11 protein-coding genes and 7 tRNA genes are annotated in these 16,352 nt (G+C 53.1%); 13 read left to right on the top strand and 5 right to left on the bottom strand.

The genetic code is table 11. The features are described from left to right. Positions 1–7: 7 nt before the first annotated feature. From chiQ to nagE, 4 genes are all read right to left on the bottom strand, one after another. Positions 8–340 carry a ChiQ/YbfN family lipoprotein gene (gene chiQ, locus HVZ37_RS06910; protein ID WP_104446146.1) on the bottom strand — a complete coding sequence of 111 codons (333 nt, stop codon included), beginning with the start codon at positions 338–340 and terminating at the stop codon, positions 8–10. Between the two features lie 49 nt (positions 341–389). After that, entirely contained in the window at positions 390–1,796 is a 1,407-nt protein-coding gene (gene chiP / locus HVZ37_RS06905) for a chitoporin (protein ID WP_043001399.1), read from the bottom strand. Positions 1,797–2,234: 438 nt separating this feature from the next. Next, positions 2,235–3,902 (bottom strand): glutamine--tRNA ligase, encoded by a 1,668-nt coding sequence (gene glnS / locus HVZ37_RS06900; RefSeq protein ID WP_181628252.1) that lies wholly within the window; start codon positions 3,900–3,902, stop codon positions 2,235–2,237. A 188-nt stretch (positions 3,903–4,090) separates the two neighbouring features. Then, entirely contained in the window at positions 4,091–6,106 is a 2,016-nt protein-coding gene (nagE, locus tag HVZ37_RS06895; RefSeq protein WP_043001401.1) for an N-acetylglucosamine-specific PTS transporter subunit IIBC, read from the bottom strand. A gap of 324 nt (positions 6,107–6,430) precedes the next feature. On the opposite strand from nagE, the gene nagB reads away from it, so the two are divergent. The 12 genes from nagB to HVZ37_RS06835 all read left to right on the top strand — a co-directional run bounded on the left by nagB (position 6,431) and on the right by HVZ37_RS06835 (position 13,359). Next, a complete protein-coding gene (gene nagB, locus HVZ37_RS06890) occupies positions 6,431–7,231 on the top strand; it encodes a glucosamine-6-phosphate deaminase (RefSeq protein WP_043001402.1) in 801 nt (266 codons plus the stop codon). 58 nt (positions 7,232–7,289) lie between these two features. Then, positions 7,290–8,438, top strand: coding sequence for an N-acetylglucosamine-6-phosphate deacetylase (gene nagA / locus HVZ37_RS06885; protein WP_043001403.1), 1,149 nt, complete (start codon positions 7,290–7,292; stop codon positions 8,436–8,438). An 8-nt stretch (positions 8,439–8,446) separates the two neighbouring features. Continuing rightward, on the top strand, positions 8,447–9,667 hold the full coding sequence (gene nagC, locus HVZ37_RS06880) for a DNA-binding transcriptional regulator NagC (RefSeq protein WP_044266370.1): 1,221 nt from the start codon (positions 8,447–8,449) through the stop codon (positions 9,665–9,667). Positions 9,668–9,713: 46 nt separating this feature from the next. Then, a complete protein-coding gene (nagD, locus tag HVZ37_RS06875; RefSeq protein ID WP_042320681.1) occupies positions 9,714–10,466 on the top strand; it encodes a ribonucleotide monophosphatase NagD in 753 nt (250 codons plus the stop codon). A gap of 253 nt (positions 10,467–10,719) precedes the next feature. Continuing rightward, a complete protein-coding gene (asnB, locus tag HVZ37_RS06870; RefSeq protein ID WP_054176137.1) occupies positions 10,720–12,384 on the top strand; it encodes an asparagine synthase B in 1,665 nt (554 codons plus the stop codon). A 223-nt stretch (positions 12,385–12,607) separates the two neighbouring features. After that, positions 12,608–12,684: transfer RNA gene (locus HVZ37_RS06865), tRNA-Met, on the top strand. An 8-nt stretch (positions 12,685–12,692) separates the two neighbouring features. Then, a tRNA-Leu gene (locus HVZ37_RS06860) sits at positions 12,693–12,777 on the top strand. Positions 12,778–12,800: 23 nt separating this feature from the next. After that, positions 12,801–12,875 (top strand) — tRNA-Gln (locus tag HVZ37_RS06855). Positions 12,876–12,911: 36 nt separating this feature from the next. Next, positions 12,912–12,986 (top strand) — tRNA-Gln (locus tag HVZ37_RS06850). A 15-nt stretch (positions 12,987–13,001) separates the two neighbouring features. Beyond that, positions 13,002–13,078 (top strand) — tRNA-Met (locus tag HVZ37_RS06845). A gap of 47 nt (positions 13,079–13,125) precedes the next feature. Further along, positions 13,126–13,200 (top strand) — tRNA-Gln (locus tag HVZ37_RS06840). A gap of 84 nt (positions 13,201–13,284) precedes the next feature. Further along, positions 13,285–13,359 (top strand) — tRNA-Gln (locus tag HVZ37_RS06835). A gap of 95 nt (positions 13,360–13,454) precedes the next feature. On the opposite strand, the gene ubiF is transcribed toward HVZ37_RS06835, so the two are convergent. Then, entirely contained in the window at positions 13,455–14,630 is a 1,176-nt protein-coding gene (gene ubiF, locus HVZ37_RS06830; RefSeq protein WP_054176136.1) for a 3-demethoxyubiquinol 3-hydroxylase, read from the bottom strand. 145 nt (positions 14,631–14,775) lie between these two features. Between ubiF and miaB the strand changes: the two genes are divergently transcribed. Continuing rightward, positions 14,776–16,200 carry a tRNA (N6-isopentenyl adenosine(37)-C2)-methylthiotransferase MiaB gene (gene miaB, locus HVZ37_RS06825; protein WP_043001407.1) on the top strand — a complete coding sequence of 475 codons (1,425 nt, stop codon included), beginning with the start codon at positions 14,776–14,778 and terminating at the stop codon, positions 16,198–16,200. Positions 16,201–16,352: the final 152 nt, after the last annotated feature.

Below are 16,352 nucleotides of genomic sequence, written 5' to 3'. Positions count from 1 at the left end.
CTGACGTTTACTTCGCCGTATTGTTACTGCGAATTTCCTGCCAGATCTTATCGCAATCGGCTTTGACAGCCTGATCGTTACCGGTACGTGTCGCCTGAATACACTGCTGGTAATCCAGCACACGAACACTTTCCTGATTTGCAAACTGTTGATGTTGTTTTTCTTTTTTCAGCACATCCAGCACGCTCTGGCAGGCTTCGATTTTCTCGGGCGATCCCTGTGCCGTGTTGATACAGGCGCTATACGCCTCTTTCAACCGACTATCTTCTTTCGGCGCCGTTGACGGTGCGCAGGCCACCAGTCCCGGGGCCATTACGGCGATGAGTATCAGTTTTTTCATAGCATGGTCCTCAACGAGGCGGCAGGCACAAGGCCTGCCGCTGTTGGCATTAGAAGATGGTGAACGGTGCAATCACAATGAACTTCACGTCGCGCTCATCCTGGAAGATGTTGCCGTAACCGCCGCCCCAGCTCGGGATGTTGGAGTGGTTGTCATATTCGGTGAAGTGCAGTTTAAACATGGTGCCTTTCGCACGACCGTCCTGCAGGGTGTAGACCGCATCCAGGCTGTATGACGATTCTTCAATGGTACGGTTTTTGTCGTAGTACGCATCCGGGTTGCTCTGCCAGGTAGACGGTTTCGCGTCCCAGGCATACACATAAGAAGCCCCGACGGCCCAGCCTGGCAGGTTCCAGTTCTTCAGGTCATACATCGCGCCAAAGAAGACCGCTTTTTCGCCGTTGGCGTTGAAGTCTGAACGGTTATCCCACCAGATATCCAGACGACCGTTGGATGACGCATAGGTCGGCGTCATACGTTGCAGGAAGAACCCTTGCTGCCCTTCGGCCTTAACCCAGGTCCCTTCCAGACGCAGGTCAACCACTTCCGCCACTTTATAGCCGAAGGTCAACGCTTGCAGCCAGGCAGTTCCGTCATAGATATCGCTGGCGCTGCGGTCATCAACTTTGTCACGCGCACCGTAGAACTGGTAGCTGGTGGAGAACGGATTGCCACCTAAATCAAACTTGTAGCTGGCTTTGGCGAAGTACTGATCGACATAGCCTTCGGACTGACCAAAGGCGGCTTCCAGCACCAGGTCATTTTTGAAATCATACTTTGCGCCGACAGAATGGAGATAATCGACTTTGGTCTTTTTATCGCCCTGGTAGAATTTATCAACCTCAGTGTGCCATGGCGCTTTATATTCGTTGGCCCACATGTAGGAGAAACTCAGTGCGCCTGCATCGCCGTAGTCAAAGTTTGCGCCCGCTTCAGCACCCTGATAGGTACCTGGCATAAAGCTCCAGTGCGGTGCTAACAGCGTCTGACCAGTAGGCTGAATATAACCGGCACGCGCCCAGGCTGGGCCGTATTTGAATTTCGCGGCGGCCTTGTACAGACTGATTCCGCTCTTATCACCGGAATAGTCTTCATCGTAGCCTTTGTTCTTTTTCGAGAACGCGATTTCGTTTGGATGGCCGCTGTCGCCGTTTTCTGCCATTTCAATTGCCGTAAACGCCGCCACATCGAGACCGAACATATCTGCTGCATAGCCGGACTGGAAATCCAGGTTGGCGTTCCAGGTCGCGTGAGAAAGGTTGGTTTTGTACTTATCTCCGTCGGTGACATCTTTACGGTCGCGTTCACGCTGCCAGTAATAAATGCCGCCCGTCAGGGTTGAATCATCGATAAAGCCTTCGGCCTGTGCCTGCGGAACAACGACCAGACCTGACAGTGCTGTGATACCGGCGATAGCCAACGCCAGCGCACTACGTTTGCCACTAAACGTACGCATATGTTAATCCTCTTTGACGTATAAATTGCTGTTGCCAAAGGCAAAACAGCGAAAAAATAAAAAAGTAAAAGTAGCACTGAAAAAAAACCTCACTGACTACAGTGATAGACTATTTTTCGCGACGCGAATTATCAATATCTTTCTGTAACGAGAATGTAAGAGTATGAGCAACCGCACATAATTCATTGCTTCCTGTTACATTTTATTCATCCATCAAAAAATACCGTAAAAGCTGAAAATTCTCTTTGTTTTCCAGAAAGATGAACGCGATTTCATGACACTATCTGTTTTTTTGCGGGTGTTATCGATAACAGACGGTTGTTAATGGCATTATTTTGTGAATGGGAATTAATTCGCTTCGCAAAGCGAGATTTTTCGTTGAACAGAAGATAAAAAAACGCCGCAGAATGCGGCGCTTGAAGGTAGCATTGCGGCAGTTTATTCGCCGACTTTCGCCCAGGTGTCACGCAGGCCAACGGTGCGGTTAAACACCAGCTTCTCTGCGCTGGCGTAACGGCTGTCCAGGCAGAAGTAACCTTCGCGCTCAAACTGGAACGCTTTCCCTGCTACTGCGGCTTTCAGCGACGGTTCAGCAAACCCCTGTTTGATCACCAGCGATTCCGGGTTCATCACGGAGAGGAAATCTTCCGCCGCGCCTGGGTTTGGTACGCTGAACAGACGATCGTAGAGACGAATTTCGACTGGCAGCGCGTGTGCGGCGCTAACCCAGTGGATCACACCTTTCACTTTACGGCCATCTGCCGGATCTTTGCTCAGGGTATCTGCATCATAGGTACAGAAGATGGTGGTAATAGTGCCTTCCGCATCTTTTTCCACGCGTTCTGCTTTCACCACGTAGGCGTTGCGCAGACGCACTTCTTTACCCATCACCAGACGCTTGTACTGCTTGTTGGCTTCTTCGCGGAAATCAGCGCGATCGATCCAGATTTCACCGCTGAAAGGAACTTCACGCGTGCCCATTTCCGGTTTGTTCGGATGGTTAGGCATGGTGACCATTTCGCTTTCACCCTGCGGGTAGTTCTCGATAACCAGTTTCACCGGATCAATAACCGCCATCGCACGCGGGGCGTTTTCGTTCAGGTCTTCGCGGATACAAGATTCCAGCGACGCCATTTCGATCGTATTGTCCTGCTTGGTCACGCCAATGCGTTTGCAGAATTCACGGATCGCCGCTGCGGTATAGCCACGACGACGCAGACCAGAGATCGTCGGCATACGCGGATCGTCCCAGCCTTCAACGTGCTTGTCAGCCACTAGCAGGTTCAGCTTACGCTTGGACATCACCGTGTATTCCAGATTCAGGCGCGAGAATTCATACTGGCGCGGATGAACCGGAATCGTGATGTTATCGAGCACCCAGTCGTACAGACGACGGTTGTCCTGGAATTCCAGGGTACACAGAGAGTGGGTAATACCTTCCAGCGCATCGCTGATGCAGTGGGTGAAGTCGTACATCGGGTAGATGCACCACTTGTTGCCGGTCTGATGGTGCTCGGCAAATTTAATGCGGTACAGAACCGGATCGCGCATCACGATAAACGGCGACGCCATGTCGATCTTCGCACGCAGGCAGGCTTTACCTTCTTCAAAACCGCCGGTACGCATTTTTTCAAACAGCGCGAGGTTCTCTTCGATGCTGCGATCGCGGAACGGACTGTTTTTGCCAGGCTGAGTCAGCGTGCCACGGTATTCGCGGATCTGCTCCGGCGTCAGCTCATCGACATACGCCAGACCTTTGTTGATCAGTTCAACCGCATAAGCGTGCAGTTGATCAAAGTAATCTGAGGAGTAGCGAACGTTGCCAGCCCAGTGAAAACCTAACCACTCAACGTCGTTTTTGATCGAATCAACGTACTCGATATCTTCTTTTACCGGGTTGGTGTCATCGAAACGCAGGTTGCACTGGCCCTGGTAGTCTTGCGCGATACCAAAGTTCAGGCAGATGGATTTCGCGTGGCCAATGTGCAGATAGCCATTTGGCTCCGGCGGAAAACGGGTATGGATCGTGGTGTGCTTACCACTGGCCAGATCTTCATCGATGATCTGACGAATAAAGTTACTCGGGCGGGCTTCAGCCTCACTCATCGTGGATTCCTCAAAGCGTAAACAACGTATAACGGCATATGATCTTATAAGCCGGACTGACTGACAACCTTTAGTTACTGAAAAAGTGGCGTTGAAGAAAAATAGGAGGGATTTTGCTGCAAAAAAAAGCGGCGGAGGTTTCCCCCGCCGCTTCATGTTGCCGGATGGCGTCTTATACCTTATCCGACCTACCCTTTGATCTCATACAGTGGCGTTTGACCGGCAACCACGTGACCGTCGGCTTTAATCACCAGGCCGCTGAAATCGTCGATGTTGCTGCACACCACCGGACTAATCATAGAGCGCGCGTTTGCGTTCAGGTAATCCAGATCCATTTCCAGAATCGGCTGACCCGCGGTCACTTCCGCGCCCTCTTCTACCAGACGCGTGAAGCCCTGGCCGTTCAGCGCGACGGTATCGATCCCCATGTGGACAACGATTTCCGCGCCTTTCTCGGTTTCCAGACAGAACGCATGATTGGTATTGAAGATTTTCACAATCGTGCCCGCAGCCGGAGAAACTACGGTTTTATCCGTTGGTTTTACCGCAACACCATCACCCACCGCTTTGCTGGCGAACGCTTCGTCAGGCACCTGCTCCAGCGCAACCACATCACCGGTTACCGGAGAAACCAGTTCGGCAATGGTCACCGCATTTGGAACCGCCTGCGGTTTAGCTGCTGCCTGGGCAACAGGCGCAGCAGAGGCTTCAGCCGCCGCAACCGGACCGGTGGTTTTCATCGCGTTGGCGATTTTCTCAGCCACGAAGCCGACGATAATCTGCACGCTGGTTTTGTTCAGACGAATCACACCAGAAGCACCCAAGCGTTTCGCCAGACCTTCATTCACCAGCGACGAGTCTTTTACGCTCAGACGCAGACGGGTGATGCAGGCGTCAATACCGGTGAGGTTATCAGAACCACCGATGGCGGCGATGTACTGACGCGCCAGGGCAGAAACGTCCTGCTCTTTATCGCTGCTCACGTTGAGGTCCTGACCGTCCGCTTCGCTGCCAGCCACAGCCAGTTCGCGACCCGGCGTCATCAGGTTGAATTTGGTGATAACGAAACGGAACACCACGTAGTAGATGGCAAAGAACACCAGACCCTGCGGGATCAGCATCCACCACTGGGTCGCCAGCGGGTTACGGGAAGAAAGCACCATATCCACCAGACCCGCGCTGAAGCCGAAGCCAGCAATCCAATGCATGCTCGCTGCGATGAATACAGAGATCCCGGTCAGGACGGCGTGAATCACATACAGAACCGGCGCAACGAACATGAAGGAGAATTCCAGCGGTTCAGTGATACCGGTAAAGAATGCCGCAAACGCACCGGCCATCATAATACCCAGCACTTTCGCCTTGTTCTCAGGACGCGCGCAGTGGTAGATAGCCAGCGCCGCACCCGGCAGACCAAACATCATGATTGGGAAGAAGCCCGCCTGATAACGACCGGTAATCCCGACAACTGCTTTACCCGATTCAATAGACTGGGCACCACCGAGGAAGTTAGGAATGTCGTTAATCCCCGCAACGTCGAACCAGAATACGGAGTTCAGGGCGTGATGCAGACCCACCGGAATCAACAGACGGTTAAAGAAGGCGTAGATACCCGCACCGGTTGAGCCCAGTTTTTGAATGTGTTCACCGAAGTTAACCAGACCGTCGAAAATTACCGGCCAGATGTACATCATGATGAACGCCACAACGATCATCACAAAAGAGGTGAGGATCGGTACCAGACGGCGCCCGCTGAAGAAGGAGAGCGCTTTCGGCAGCTCAACGCTACTAAAGCGGTTGTACAGTTCAGCAGAGATAATACCCACAAGGATACCCACGAACTGGTTGCTGATCTTTCCGAAAGCAGCAGGCACCTGGTCTGCAGGGATCTTCTGAATCATGGAAACCGCCGCCGGAGAACAGAGCGTGGTCAGCACCAGGAAGCCCACAAAACCGGTCAGCGCCGCAGCACCGTCTTTATCTTTAGACATACCGTAAGCCACACCGATAGCAAACAGTACGGACATGTTATCGATAATGGCGGAACCGGACTTAATGAAGAACGCCGCAAGGGCGTTGTCTCCACCCCAACCTACCGGGTCGATCCAATAGCCGACCCCCATCAATATTGCCGCCGCAGGCAGCGTGGCGACCGGCACCATTAGCGCACGGCCTACCTTTTGCAGATAACCTAGAATACTCACTTTCTTCCCCCTTTGAGACCCCGTTAAGGCTCGCTTTAAGCTGTGTTTTTATTTTGTCACTAACTTATTGAAATTCAGTTGTTGCTTTACTGGCATTGTGAGTGTGTAAAAATTTAATTCGTACCGCAAATTAAAAGCGTGTTTTTTGTGAGTTTAGTCACCAAATATCGTTATATTCACTCCCTTTTACTGGCTATGTGGGAAAACTTATTTTATCATTCAAAAAATCAAGACAGATTGACCCAACTGATGCATGCCAGGTTACGCTTTGCCATGCACCTGCACAATCCGTCAACGGCTTACATTTACTTTCTGAGGTGAAGAATGAGACTGATTCCCCTGACTTCCGCTGAACAGGTCGGCAAATGGGCGGCACGCCATATCGTTAATCGCATCAACGCGTTCAAACCGACAGCCGATCGTCCGTTTGTTCTGGGTCTGCCGACAGGCGGCACGCCGTTGACAGCGTATAAAGCCTTAGTCGAAATGCACAAAGCGGGCCAGGTTAGCTTCAAACACGTCGTGACGTTCAATATGGACGAATATGTCGGCTTGCCAAAAGAGCATCCGGAAAGCTACTACAGCTTTATGCATCGCAATTTCTTTGACCATGTTGATATTCCAGCAGAAAATATCAACCTGCTCAACGGCAACGCGCCGGACATCGACGCCGAATGCCGTCAGTATGAAGAAAAGATCCGTTCCTACGGTAAAATCCACCTGTTCATGGGGGGTGTCGGCAATGATGGTCATATCGCCTTTAACGAACCGGCTTCGTCGCTGGCTTCTCGTACCCGTATCAAAACCCTGACGCATGACACCCGTGTGGCAAACTCCCGTTTCTTTGACGGCGACGTGGATCAGGTACCGAAGTACGCGCTGACCGTTGGCGTGGGTACCCTGCTGGACGCTGAAGAAGTGATGATTCTGGTGCTGGGTTCACAGAAAGCGCAGGCGCTGCAGGCTGCGGTGGAAGGCAATGTGAACCACATGTGGACCATCAGCTGTCTGCAACTGCATCCGAAAGCGGTTGTGGTGTGCGATGAGCCGTCCACAATGGAACTGAAAGTTAAGACACTGAAATATTTCAACGAGTTAGAAGCCGAAAATATCAAAGGTCTGTAATGTAGTCTCCGCCCTGTTTTATGTTCAGGGCGGCATTTTTTTGAAATCGGGGGTCGGAATGTATGCTTTAACCCAGGGCCGGATCTTCACCGGTCACGAAATTCTTGATGACCATGCGATTGTTGTCGCCAATGGCCTGATTGACCGCGTTTGTCCTGTGGCAGAACTGCCGCCAGAGATCGAACAACGTTCAGTGAACGGGGCCATTCTTTCCCCCGGCTTTATCGATGTCCAGCTCAACGGCTGCGGCGGCGTGCAGTTTAACGACACGGCAGAAGCCGTCACCGTTGAAACGCTGGAGATCATGCAGAAGGCCAACGAGAAATCGGGCTGCACCAACTACCTGCCTACGCTGATTACCACCAGCGATGATCTCATGAAGCAAGGCATTCGCGTGATGCGTGAATACCTGGCCAAACATCCGAATCAGGCGCTGGGTCTGCACCTGGAAGGCCCGTGGCTGAACCTGGTGAAAAAAGGGACGCACAATCCGAGCTTTGTCCGTCAGCCTGACGCTGCGCTGGTCGATTTCCTGTGCGATAATGCCGACGTAATCACCAAAGTGACGCTGGCGCCGGAAATGGTTCCTGCGGAAGTGATCAGCAAGTTGGCGAATGCCGGGATTGTAGTCTCCGCCGGGCACTCCAACGCCACGCTGAAAGAAGCGAAAGCCGGGTTCCGTGCAGGTATCACCTTTGCTACACATCTGTTCAATGCGATGCCTTATATCACCGGACGCGAACCGGGCCTGGCAGGTGCGATTCTGGATGAAGCTGATATCTATTGCGGCGTGATTGCCGACGGTCTGCACGTTGACTATGCCAATATCCGCAACGCCAAACGGCTGAAAGGCGACAAACTGTGCCTGGTGACGGATGCGACTGCGCCGGCAGGGGCAAATATTGAACAGTTCATTTTTGCTGGTAAAACAATATACTACCGCAATGGACTCTGTGTAGATGAGAACGGGACGCTGAGCGGTTCATCACTAACCATGATTGAAGGCGTGCGTAATCTGGTTGAACATTGCGGTATCGCACTCGACGAAGTGCTGCGCATGGCGACCCTCTACCCTGCGCGTGCCATCGGTGTTGAGAAACACCTCGGCAGTATCGCGGCGGGTAAAGTGGCGAACCTGACCGCTTTCACACACGACTTTAAAATCATCAAGACCATCGTTAATGGTAACGAGGTCGTTACTGAGTAAGAGAAAGTATGACACCAGGCGGACAAGCTCAAATAGGTAATGTTGATCTCGTAAAACAGCTTAACAGCGCGGCCGTTTACCGCCTGATTGACCAGCATGGGCCAATCTCGCGGATCCAGATTGCCGAACAAAGCCAGCTTGCCCCCGCCAGCGTAACCAAAATTACGCGTCAACTGATTGAACGCGGACTGATCAAAGAAGTCGATCAACAGGCCTCCACCGGAGGCCGCCGCGCCATCTCTATCATCACCGAAACCCGCAGTTTTCACGCCATTGGCGTGCGTCTTGGCCGCCACGACGCGACCATCACCCTGTTCGACCTGAGCAGCAAAGTGCTGGCGGAAGAGCACTATCCTCTGCCCGAACGGACGCAGGAAACGCTGGAACACGCGTTGCTCAACGCCATTACCGCTTTTATTGACAGCAATCAGCGCAAAATCCGCGAGCTCATCGCCATTTCCGTGATTCTGCCGGGGCTTGTCGATCCGGAAAGCGGCAAGATCCACTATATGCCGCATATTCAGGTGGAGAACTGGGGACTGGTTGAGGCACTGGAAAAACGGTTCCTCGTCACCTGTTTTGTCGGTCACGATATCCGCAGTCTGGCGCTGGCAGAGCACTACTTTGGTGCAAGTCAGGATTGCGAAGATTCCATTCTGGTGCGCGTCCACCGCGGAACAGGTGCCGGAATCATCTCTAACGGGCGAATTTTTATCGGTCGTAACGGCAACGTTGGCGAGATTGGTCACATCCAGGTTGAACCATTGGGCGAGCGCTGCCACTGCGGCAATTTCGGTTGTCTGGAAACCATTGCTGCAAACGCGGCGATTGAACATCGCGTTCTTAATCTGCTCAAGCAAGGTTACCAGAGCCGTGTTCCGCTGGAAGACTGCACGATCAAAACCATCTGCAAGGCGGCAAATAAGGGCGACAGCCTGGCTTCTGAGGTGATCGAGCACGTCGGGCGTCATCTGGGCAAAACCATTGCGATCGCCATCAACTTGTTTAATCCACAAAAAGTCGTGATTGCCGGTGAGATCACCGAAGCCGATAAAGTGCTGTTACCCGCCATTGAAAGCTGCATTAATACGCAGGCGCTGAAGGCGTTTCGCACGAATTTGCCCGTGGTGCGTTCTACGTTGGATCACCGCTCAGCCATCGGTGCGTTTGCGCTGGTAAAACGCGCTATGCTCAACGGTATTTTGCTCCAGCATTTGCTGGAAAACTGATGCGCTCTTATAGTATCGGATTAATAACACATCTCCTGGGTAGTTCATGACCATTAAGAATGTCATTTGTGATATCGACGGCGTGCTAATGCACGACAACGTCGCCGTACCGGGTGCGGCGGAATTTTTGACTGGCGTAATGGAAAAAGGCCTGCCGCTGGTGCTGTTGACCAATTACCCGTCGCAGACCGGCCAGGATCTGGCGAACCGTTTCGCGACGGCTGGCGTCAATGTGCCGGACAGCGTGTTTTATACCTCGGCAATGGCGACCGCCGATTTCCTGCGTCGTCAGGAAGGGAAAAAGGCATATGTGGTCGGCGAAGGCGCACTGATCCACGAATTGTATAAAGCCGGTTTCACCATTACCGATGTAAACCCGGATTTCGTTATCGTTGGCGAGACCCGTTCCTACAACTGGGACATGATGCACAAAGCAGCTTACTTTGTGGCAAACGGCGCACGCTTTATCGCTACCAACCCGGACACTCACGGTCGCGGGTTTTATCCGGCCTGTGGCGCGCTCTGTGCAGGTATCGAAAAAATCTCCGGTCGTAAACCGTTCTACGTTGGTAAACCCAGTCCGTGGATCATTCGCGCGGCGTTAAATAAAATGCAGGCGCACTCGGAAGAGACGGTCATTGTCGGCGATAACCTGCGCACCGATATTCTCGCGGGCTTCCAGGCGGGACTCGAAACCATTCTGGTGCTCTCCGGCGTTTCCACGCTGGATGACATCGACAGTATGCCGTTCCGCCCGAGCTGGATTTATCCCTCCGTCGCCGAAATCGACGTTATTTAACCCAGACCACGTCCCAGGACGTGGTTTTTCATTTTCGTCTTCTGAAAAATCACACTATTCAACAAAAACGGCAAAAAACTGATAATTCATCAATGAATATGCTCAATACGTAATCTTTTTTCACCATTCAGCAATAGCCATTGCGTTTTTTCTTTTTCAGACCGCAAACCCCTTGCGCCTCTTGTTTCTTTGCGGCATTTTCTTTAGCAAGCAAACACAAAAAGCATTACGCAACAGGTTAACGGAGAAGGTTATGTGTTCAATTTTCGGCGTATTCGATATTAAGTCAGATGCAGGTGAACTGCGTAAAAAAGCGCTTGAGCTGTCACGCCTGATGCGCCATCGCGGCCCGGACTGGTCCGGTATTTATGCCTGTGATAAGGCCATTCTGGCCCATGAACGTCTGTCGATTGTCGACGTCAACGCCGGTGCGCAGCCGCTGTATAACGAAAAGAAAACCCACGTGCTGGCCGTCAACGGTGAAATCTATAACCACCAGGTGCTGCGTGCAGAATATGGCGATCGCTACGCGTTCCAGACCGGCTCTGACTGCGAAGTGATCCTCGCGCTGTATCAGGAAAAAGGCGTAGAGTTTCTTGACGACCTGCAAGGGATGTTTGCCTTCGCGCTGTATGACAGCGAGCAGGATGCATATTTGATTGGTCGCGACCATATCGGCATTATCCCGCTGTATATGGGCTACGACGAATTCGGCAACCTGTATGTGGCGTCAGAAATGAAAGCGCTGGTGCCGGTGTGCCGCACCATTAAAGAGTTCCCGGCGGGGAGCTATCTGTGGAGCAAAGACGGTGAAATCCGTCAGTACTATCAGCGTGACTGGTTCGATTTTGACGCGGTAAAAGATAACGTTACCGACAAAAACGAACTGCGTCAGGCGCTGGAAGATTCCGTCAAAAGCCACCTGATGTCAGACGTGCCTTACGGCGTGCTGCTCTCTGGCGGCCTGGACTCTTCCGTTATCTCAGCCATCACCAAAAAATTCGCCGCCCGTCGTGTCGAAGATGACGAACGTTCTGAAGCCTGGTGGCCGCAACTCCACTCCTTTGCCGTCGGTCTGGAAGGCTCTCCGGATCTGAAAGCCGCGCAGGAAGTGGCGAACCATCTGGGGACCGTACACCATGAGATTCACTTTACGGTACAGGAAGGGCTGGACGCGATCCGCGACGTGATTTATCACATCGAAACCTACGATGTCACCACCATTCGCGCCTCCACGCCGATGTACTTAATGTCGCGTAAGATCAAGGCGATGGGCATCAAAATGGTGCTGTCTGGCGAAGGGTCGGATGAAGTGTTCGGCGGCTATCTCTATTTCCATAAGGCGCCAGACGCCAAAGAACTGCACGAAGAGACCGTACGCAAACTCCAGGCGCTGCACATGTTCGACTGCGCCCGCGCCAACAAGGCGATGTCGGCCTGGGGGGTGGAAGCACGCGTCCCGTTCCTGGATAAAAAATTCCTCGACGTGGCGATGCGCATCAACCCGGAAGATAAAATGTGCGGCAACGGCAAGATGGAAAAACATATCCTTCGCGAATGTTTTGAATCCTATCTGCCGGCAAGCGTCGCATGGCGTCAGAAAGAGCAGTTCTCCGACGGTGTGGGTTACAGTTGGATCGACACCCTGAAAGAGGTGGCCGCTAAGCAAGTTTCCGATCAGCAACTGGAAACCGCCCGCTTCCGCTTCCCGTACAACACGCCGTCCTCAAAAGAAGCGTATCTGTACCGCGAGATCTTCGAAGAGTTGTTCCCGGTACCAAGCGCCGCAGAATGTGTACCGGGTGGCCCTTCCGTCGCCTGCTCTTCTGCTAAGGCGATCGAATGGGACGAAGCGTTCAAAACCATGAACGATCCATCTGGTCGCGCAGTGGGTGTTCACCAGTCCGCTTATCAATAAGCCACGCTGATGAAAAAGGGCCTTTCGGGGCCCTTTTTTGATCCTGAAAAACGGTTCAGAAAGCGATTAATAACCAATAATTGCCGAATATTGCGCCACGCTGTTCGCAACCTAACCAAACAGTCACATTCCGGGCGTTTTCGATGAAAAAGGGGTTGACGCTTCAAGGCTCAATACGCATAATGCGCCCCGCAACGCCGATAAGGTAAGCGCGAAAAAAGAGGGCTACGTAGCTCAGTTGGTTAGAGCACATCACTCATAATGATGGGGTCACAGGTTCGAATCCCGTCGTAGCCACCATCTTTTTTGCGGGAGTGGCGAAATTGGTAGACGCACCAGATTTAGGTTCTGGCGCCGCAAGGTGTGCGAGTTCAAGTCTCGCCTCCCGCACCATTCCCATAAAAGCGTTGCACGGATGGGGTATCGCCAAGCGGTAAGGCACCGGTTTTTGATACCGGCATTCCCTGGTTCGAATCCAGGTACCCCAGCCATTTTTCTTCGAGTTTGCGGATTACCGCGACGGTCATTGGGGTATCGCCAAGCGGTAAGGCACCGGTTTTTGATACCGGCATTCCCTGGTTCGAATCCAGGTACCCCAGCCATCGAAGAAACACCCTGGCTACGTAGCTCAGTTGGTTAGAGCACATCACTCATAATGATGGGGTCACAGGTTCGAATCCCGTCGTAGCCACCATATTCAGAACACGTTAGTTTCTTTAAACGGGTTCAAAAACAATTTGTTGGGGTATCGCCAAGCGGTAAGGCACCGGATTCTGATTCCGGCATTCCGAGGTTCGAATCCTCGTACCCCAGCCAAATTTCAAGATGTACTGCACTATTGGATATCTCCAGGCTGTAAAGCACCGGGCTGAGTCTGGCGCGAGATAACCGACATACCATTGGGGTATCGCCAAGCGGTAAGGCACCGGATTCTGATTCCGGCATTCCGAGGTTCGAATCCTCGTACCCCAGCCACATCAGAAAAGCTCGCTTCGGCGAGCTTTTTGCTTTTCTGCTAGTGACCAACGAACAGGCCTGATAAGCGTACCGCCATCAGGCCTTTATCAACGCTACAGCCCTAATGCGTATTTCAGCGCCTGACGTTTTAACACGCCAGCGCGTTCAGCCGCCATTAGTCCAAGGTTACGAATAATTCGCAGCGGCTGCAGATCATTACTGAATCCGGCGTAGAACAGATCCATCCCGCTTTGCATGATGAAGTTATCCGCCATGCGCCGGGTCTGGTAACGTTTCAGAACCGGCTGACTCGCCCAGGCCTCGCCATAACTGCGGGCATTCACCAGCACATCAATCAGCGCATCCACGTCGCGATAGCCCAGGTTTACCCCCTGCCCGGCCAGCGGATGAATGGTGTGCGCCGCATCACCAACCAGCGCCAGCCCCGGCTGCACATATTGTAGGGCATGACGGCGCGTCAGCGGAAACGCACCTGCCGCGACGGGCATCACTTGTCCCAGACGCGCCGGGAAATGCTTCGCGATCTCCGTCTGAAGCTGCGACATACTTAGCCCCTGCAACTGACGGATCCGCGCCGGTGAGTCATACCACACCAGCGATGCCCAGTTATCGAACAGCGGCAGAAACGCGCGCGGCCCCTCCGGCGTAAACTGCTGCCAGGTGCTGTCACCAGGGTCATTCTCGCACTGAACGGTAATCAGCATACAGGATTGCGCATACTGCCAGGCGTGAATGCCAATGCCGGCCATCTGCCGCACCTGCGAATTTGCGCCATCCGCGCCAATCACCAGTTTTGCGGTGATTCGCTCGCCACCGGCCAGTTCCAGCTCATGACGTTCGTTATGGCGATGCAGCGCAATCAGCGAAGCCGGAACCCGCAGCGTCACTTTCGGATGCGCTTCCAGCGCCTGCCAGAGCGCCTGTTGCAGAACGTTGTTTTCAACCATATACCCAAGTAGCGGCAGCTTCAGTTCGCTGGCGTCAAACACCACATGTGCGTTTTCCCACTCCCAGGTTTCCAGTCGACGATAGGGATGACTGCGCATCCCCTGCACGGCATCCCAGACGCCGAGTCCCTTCAGCAGTGAAACCGAGGCGGCGCTGATCGCCGAAATACGCACGTCCGGCTGGCTGTGTGCAACAAACGGCGCAGGCGCGGCGTGTTCAATCACCGTTACTGTGAAGCCGTGTTGGGCCAGTCCCAGCGCCAGTGCGCCACCGACCATTCCCCCGCCGACAATGGCAATTTCCGTTGGTTGATTTGTCATGGTCAATCATCCTGTTGCATGAATAAGACAAGTTTACAGGATTTTTTACCCCTTGAGGCTGATAACGGTCATACTGGTCACCAGGGCAGCAAAGCATTACACTATGCGCCCTGCAATTCAGCCACTATTTCGCAAGAGCAAGTCGATGACCAAAAAACTCCATATTAAAACCTGGGGCTGTCAGATGAACGAATACGATTCATCGAAGATGGCCGATCTGCTGGATGCCACTCACGGGTATCAACTGACCGATGTGGCGGAAGAAGCGGATGTGCTGCTGCTGAATACCTGCTCAATCCGCGAGAAGGCTCAGGAAAAAGTCTTCCATCAGTTGGGCCGCTGGAAGCTCTTGAAAGAGAAAAATCCCGATCTGATCATCGGCGTCGGCGGGTGTGTGGCGTCTCAGGAAGGCGATCATATCCGCCAACGCGCGCACTATGTCGACATTATCTTCGGGCCGCAAACGCTGCATCGCCTGCCGGAAATGATTAACTCCGTTCGCGGCAACCGTAGTCCGGTTGTTGATATTAGCTTCCCGGAGATCGAGAAGTTTGACCGCCTGCCAGAACCGCGTGCGGAAGGTCCGACCGCGTTTGTCTCTATTATGGAAGGCTGCAACAAATATTGTACTTACTGCGTGGTGCCTTACACCCGCGGTGAGGAAGTCAGCCGTCCGTCTGATGACATTCTGTTTGAAATCGCCCAGCTTGCCGCTCAGGGCGTCCGTGAAGTCAATCTGCTTGGCCAGAACGTCAACGCCTGGCGCGGACAAAACTACGACGGTACCACCGGTTCGTTCGCCGACCTGCTGCGTCTGGTTGCCGCCATTGACGGTATCGATCGCATCCGCTTCACCACCAGCCATCCGATCGAGTTCACCGACGACATTATCGACGTCTATCGCGACACGCCGGAACTGGTGAGCTTCCTGCACCTGCCGGTACAGAGCGGTTCGGATCGCGTACTGAATCTGATGGGACGTACCCACACGGCGCTGGAATATAAAGCGATCATTCGCAAGTTGCGTGCGGCACGTCCGGACATTCAGATAAGCTCCGACTTCATCGTCGGCTTCCCAGGTGAAACCACCCAGGACTTCGAGCAGACCATGAAGCTGATTGCTGACGTTAATTTCGACATGAGCTACAGCTTCATCTTCTCTGCACGTCCGGGAACGCCAGCCGCCGATATGGTCGATGATGTGCCGGAAGAAGAGAAGAAACAGCGTCTGTATATTCTTCAGGATCGCATTAACCAGCAGGCAATGGCCTGGAGCCGTCGTATGCTCGGCACCGTTCAGCGTATTCTGGTAGAAGGAACGTCGCGTAAGAGCATCATGGAACTGTCTGGTCGTACCGAAAATAACCGCGTGGTGAACTTCGAAGGCACGCCGGAGATGATTGGTAAATTTGTCGATGTGGAAATTACCGATGTCTGGACCAACTCACTGCGCGGGAAAGTGGTGCGTACCGAAGACGAAATGGGTCTGCGCATTGCAGAAACCCCGGAATCGGTGATTGCGCGAACCCGTAAAGAGAACGAGATTGGCGTCGGTTTCTGGCAGCCTTAATTCTGCTGAAAACATCAAAATGCCCGATAACGCTGCGCTTATCGGGCCTACAAAGCACGACGCTTCATAGGCCCGATAAGGCTCTTGTATTTCCTCTCTGCGCCCCCATCTTTATTCCAGTGCTTGCGCCTTTCACCCGTGGCGTGAATAAT

It is taken from the genome of Citrobacter sp. RHB35-C17, assembly GCF_013816795.1.
Lineage (GTDB): Bacteria > Pseudomonadota > Gammaproteobacteria > Enterobacterales > Enterobacteriaceae > Citrobacter_A > Citrobacter_A amalonaticus.
The sequence above is the reverse complement of the archived record's forward strand: the minus strand, read 5'-3'. Positions and strand labels throughout refer to the sequence as shown.

Coding starts and splice junctions, on each gene's coding strand:
- chiQ (WP_104446146.1), bottom strand. CDS start 340: ATGAAAAAACTGATACTCATCGCCGTAATGGCCCCGGGACTGGTGGCC.
- chiP (WP_043001399.1), bottom strand. CDS start 1,796: ATGCGTACGTTTAGTGGCAAACGTAGTGCGCTGGCGTTGGCTATCGCC.
- glnS (WP_181628252.1), bottom strand. CDS start 3,902: ATGAGTGAGGCTGAAGCCCGCCCGAGTAACTTTATTCGTCAGATCATC.
- nagB (WP_043001402.1), top strand. CDS start 6,431: ATGAGACTGATTCCCCTGACTTCCGCTGAACAGGTCGGCAAATGGGCG.
- nagA (WP_043001403.1), top strand. CDS start 7,290: ATGTATGCTTTAACCCAGGGCCGGATCTTCACCGGTCACGAAATTCTT.
- nagC (WP_044266370.1), top strand. CDS start 8,447: ATGACACCAGGCGGACAAGCTCAAATAGGTAATGTTGATCTCGTAAAA.
- nagD (WP_042320681.1), top strand. CDS start 9,714: ATGACCATTAAGAATGTCATTTGTGATATCGACGGCGTGCTAATGCAC.
- asnB (WP_054176137.1), top strand. CDS start 10,720: ATGTGTTCAATTTTCGGCGTATTCGATATTAAGTCAGATGCAGGTGAA.
- ubiF (WP_054176136.1), bottom strand. CDS start 14,630: ATGACAAATCAACCAACGGAAATTGCCATTGTCGGCGGGGGAATGGTC.
- miaB (WP_043001407.1), top strand. CDS start 14,776: ATGACCAAAAAACTCCATATTAAAACCTGGGGCTGTCAGATGAACGAA.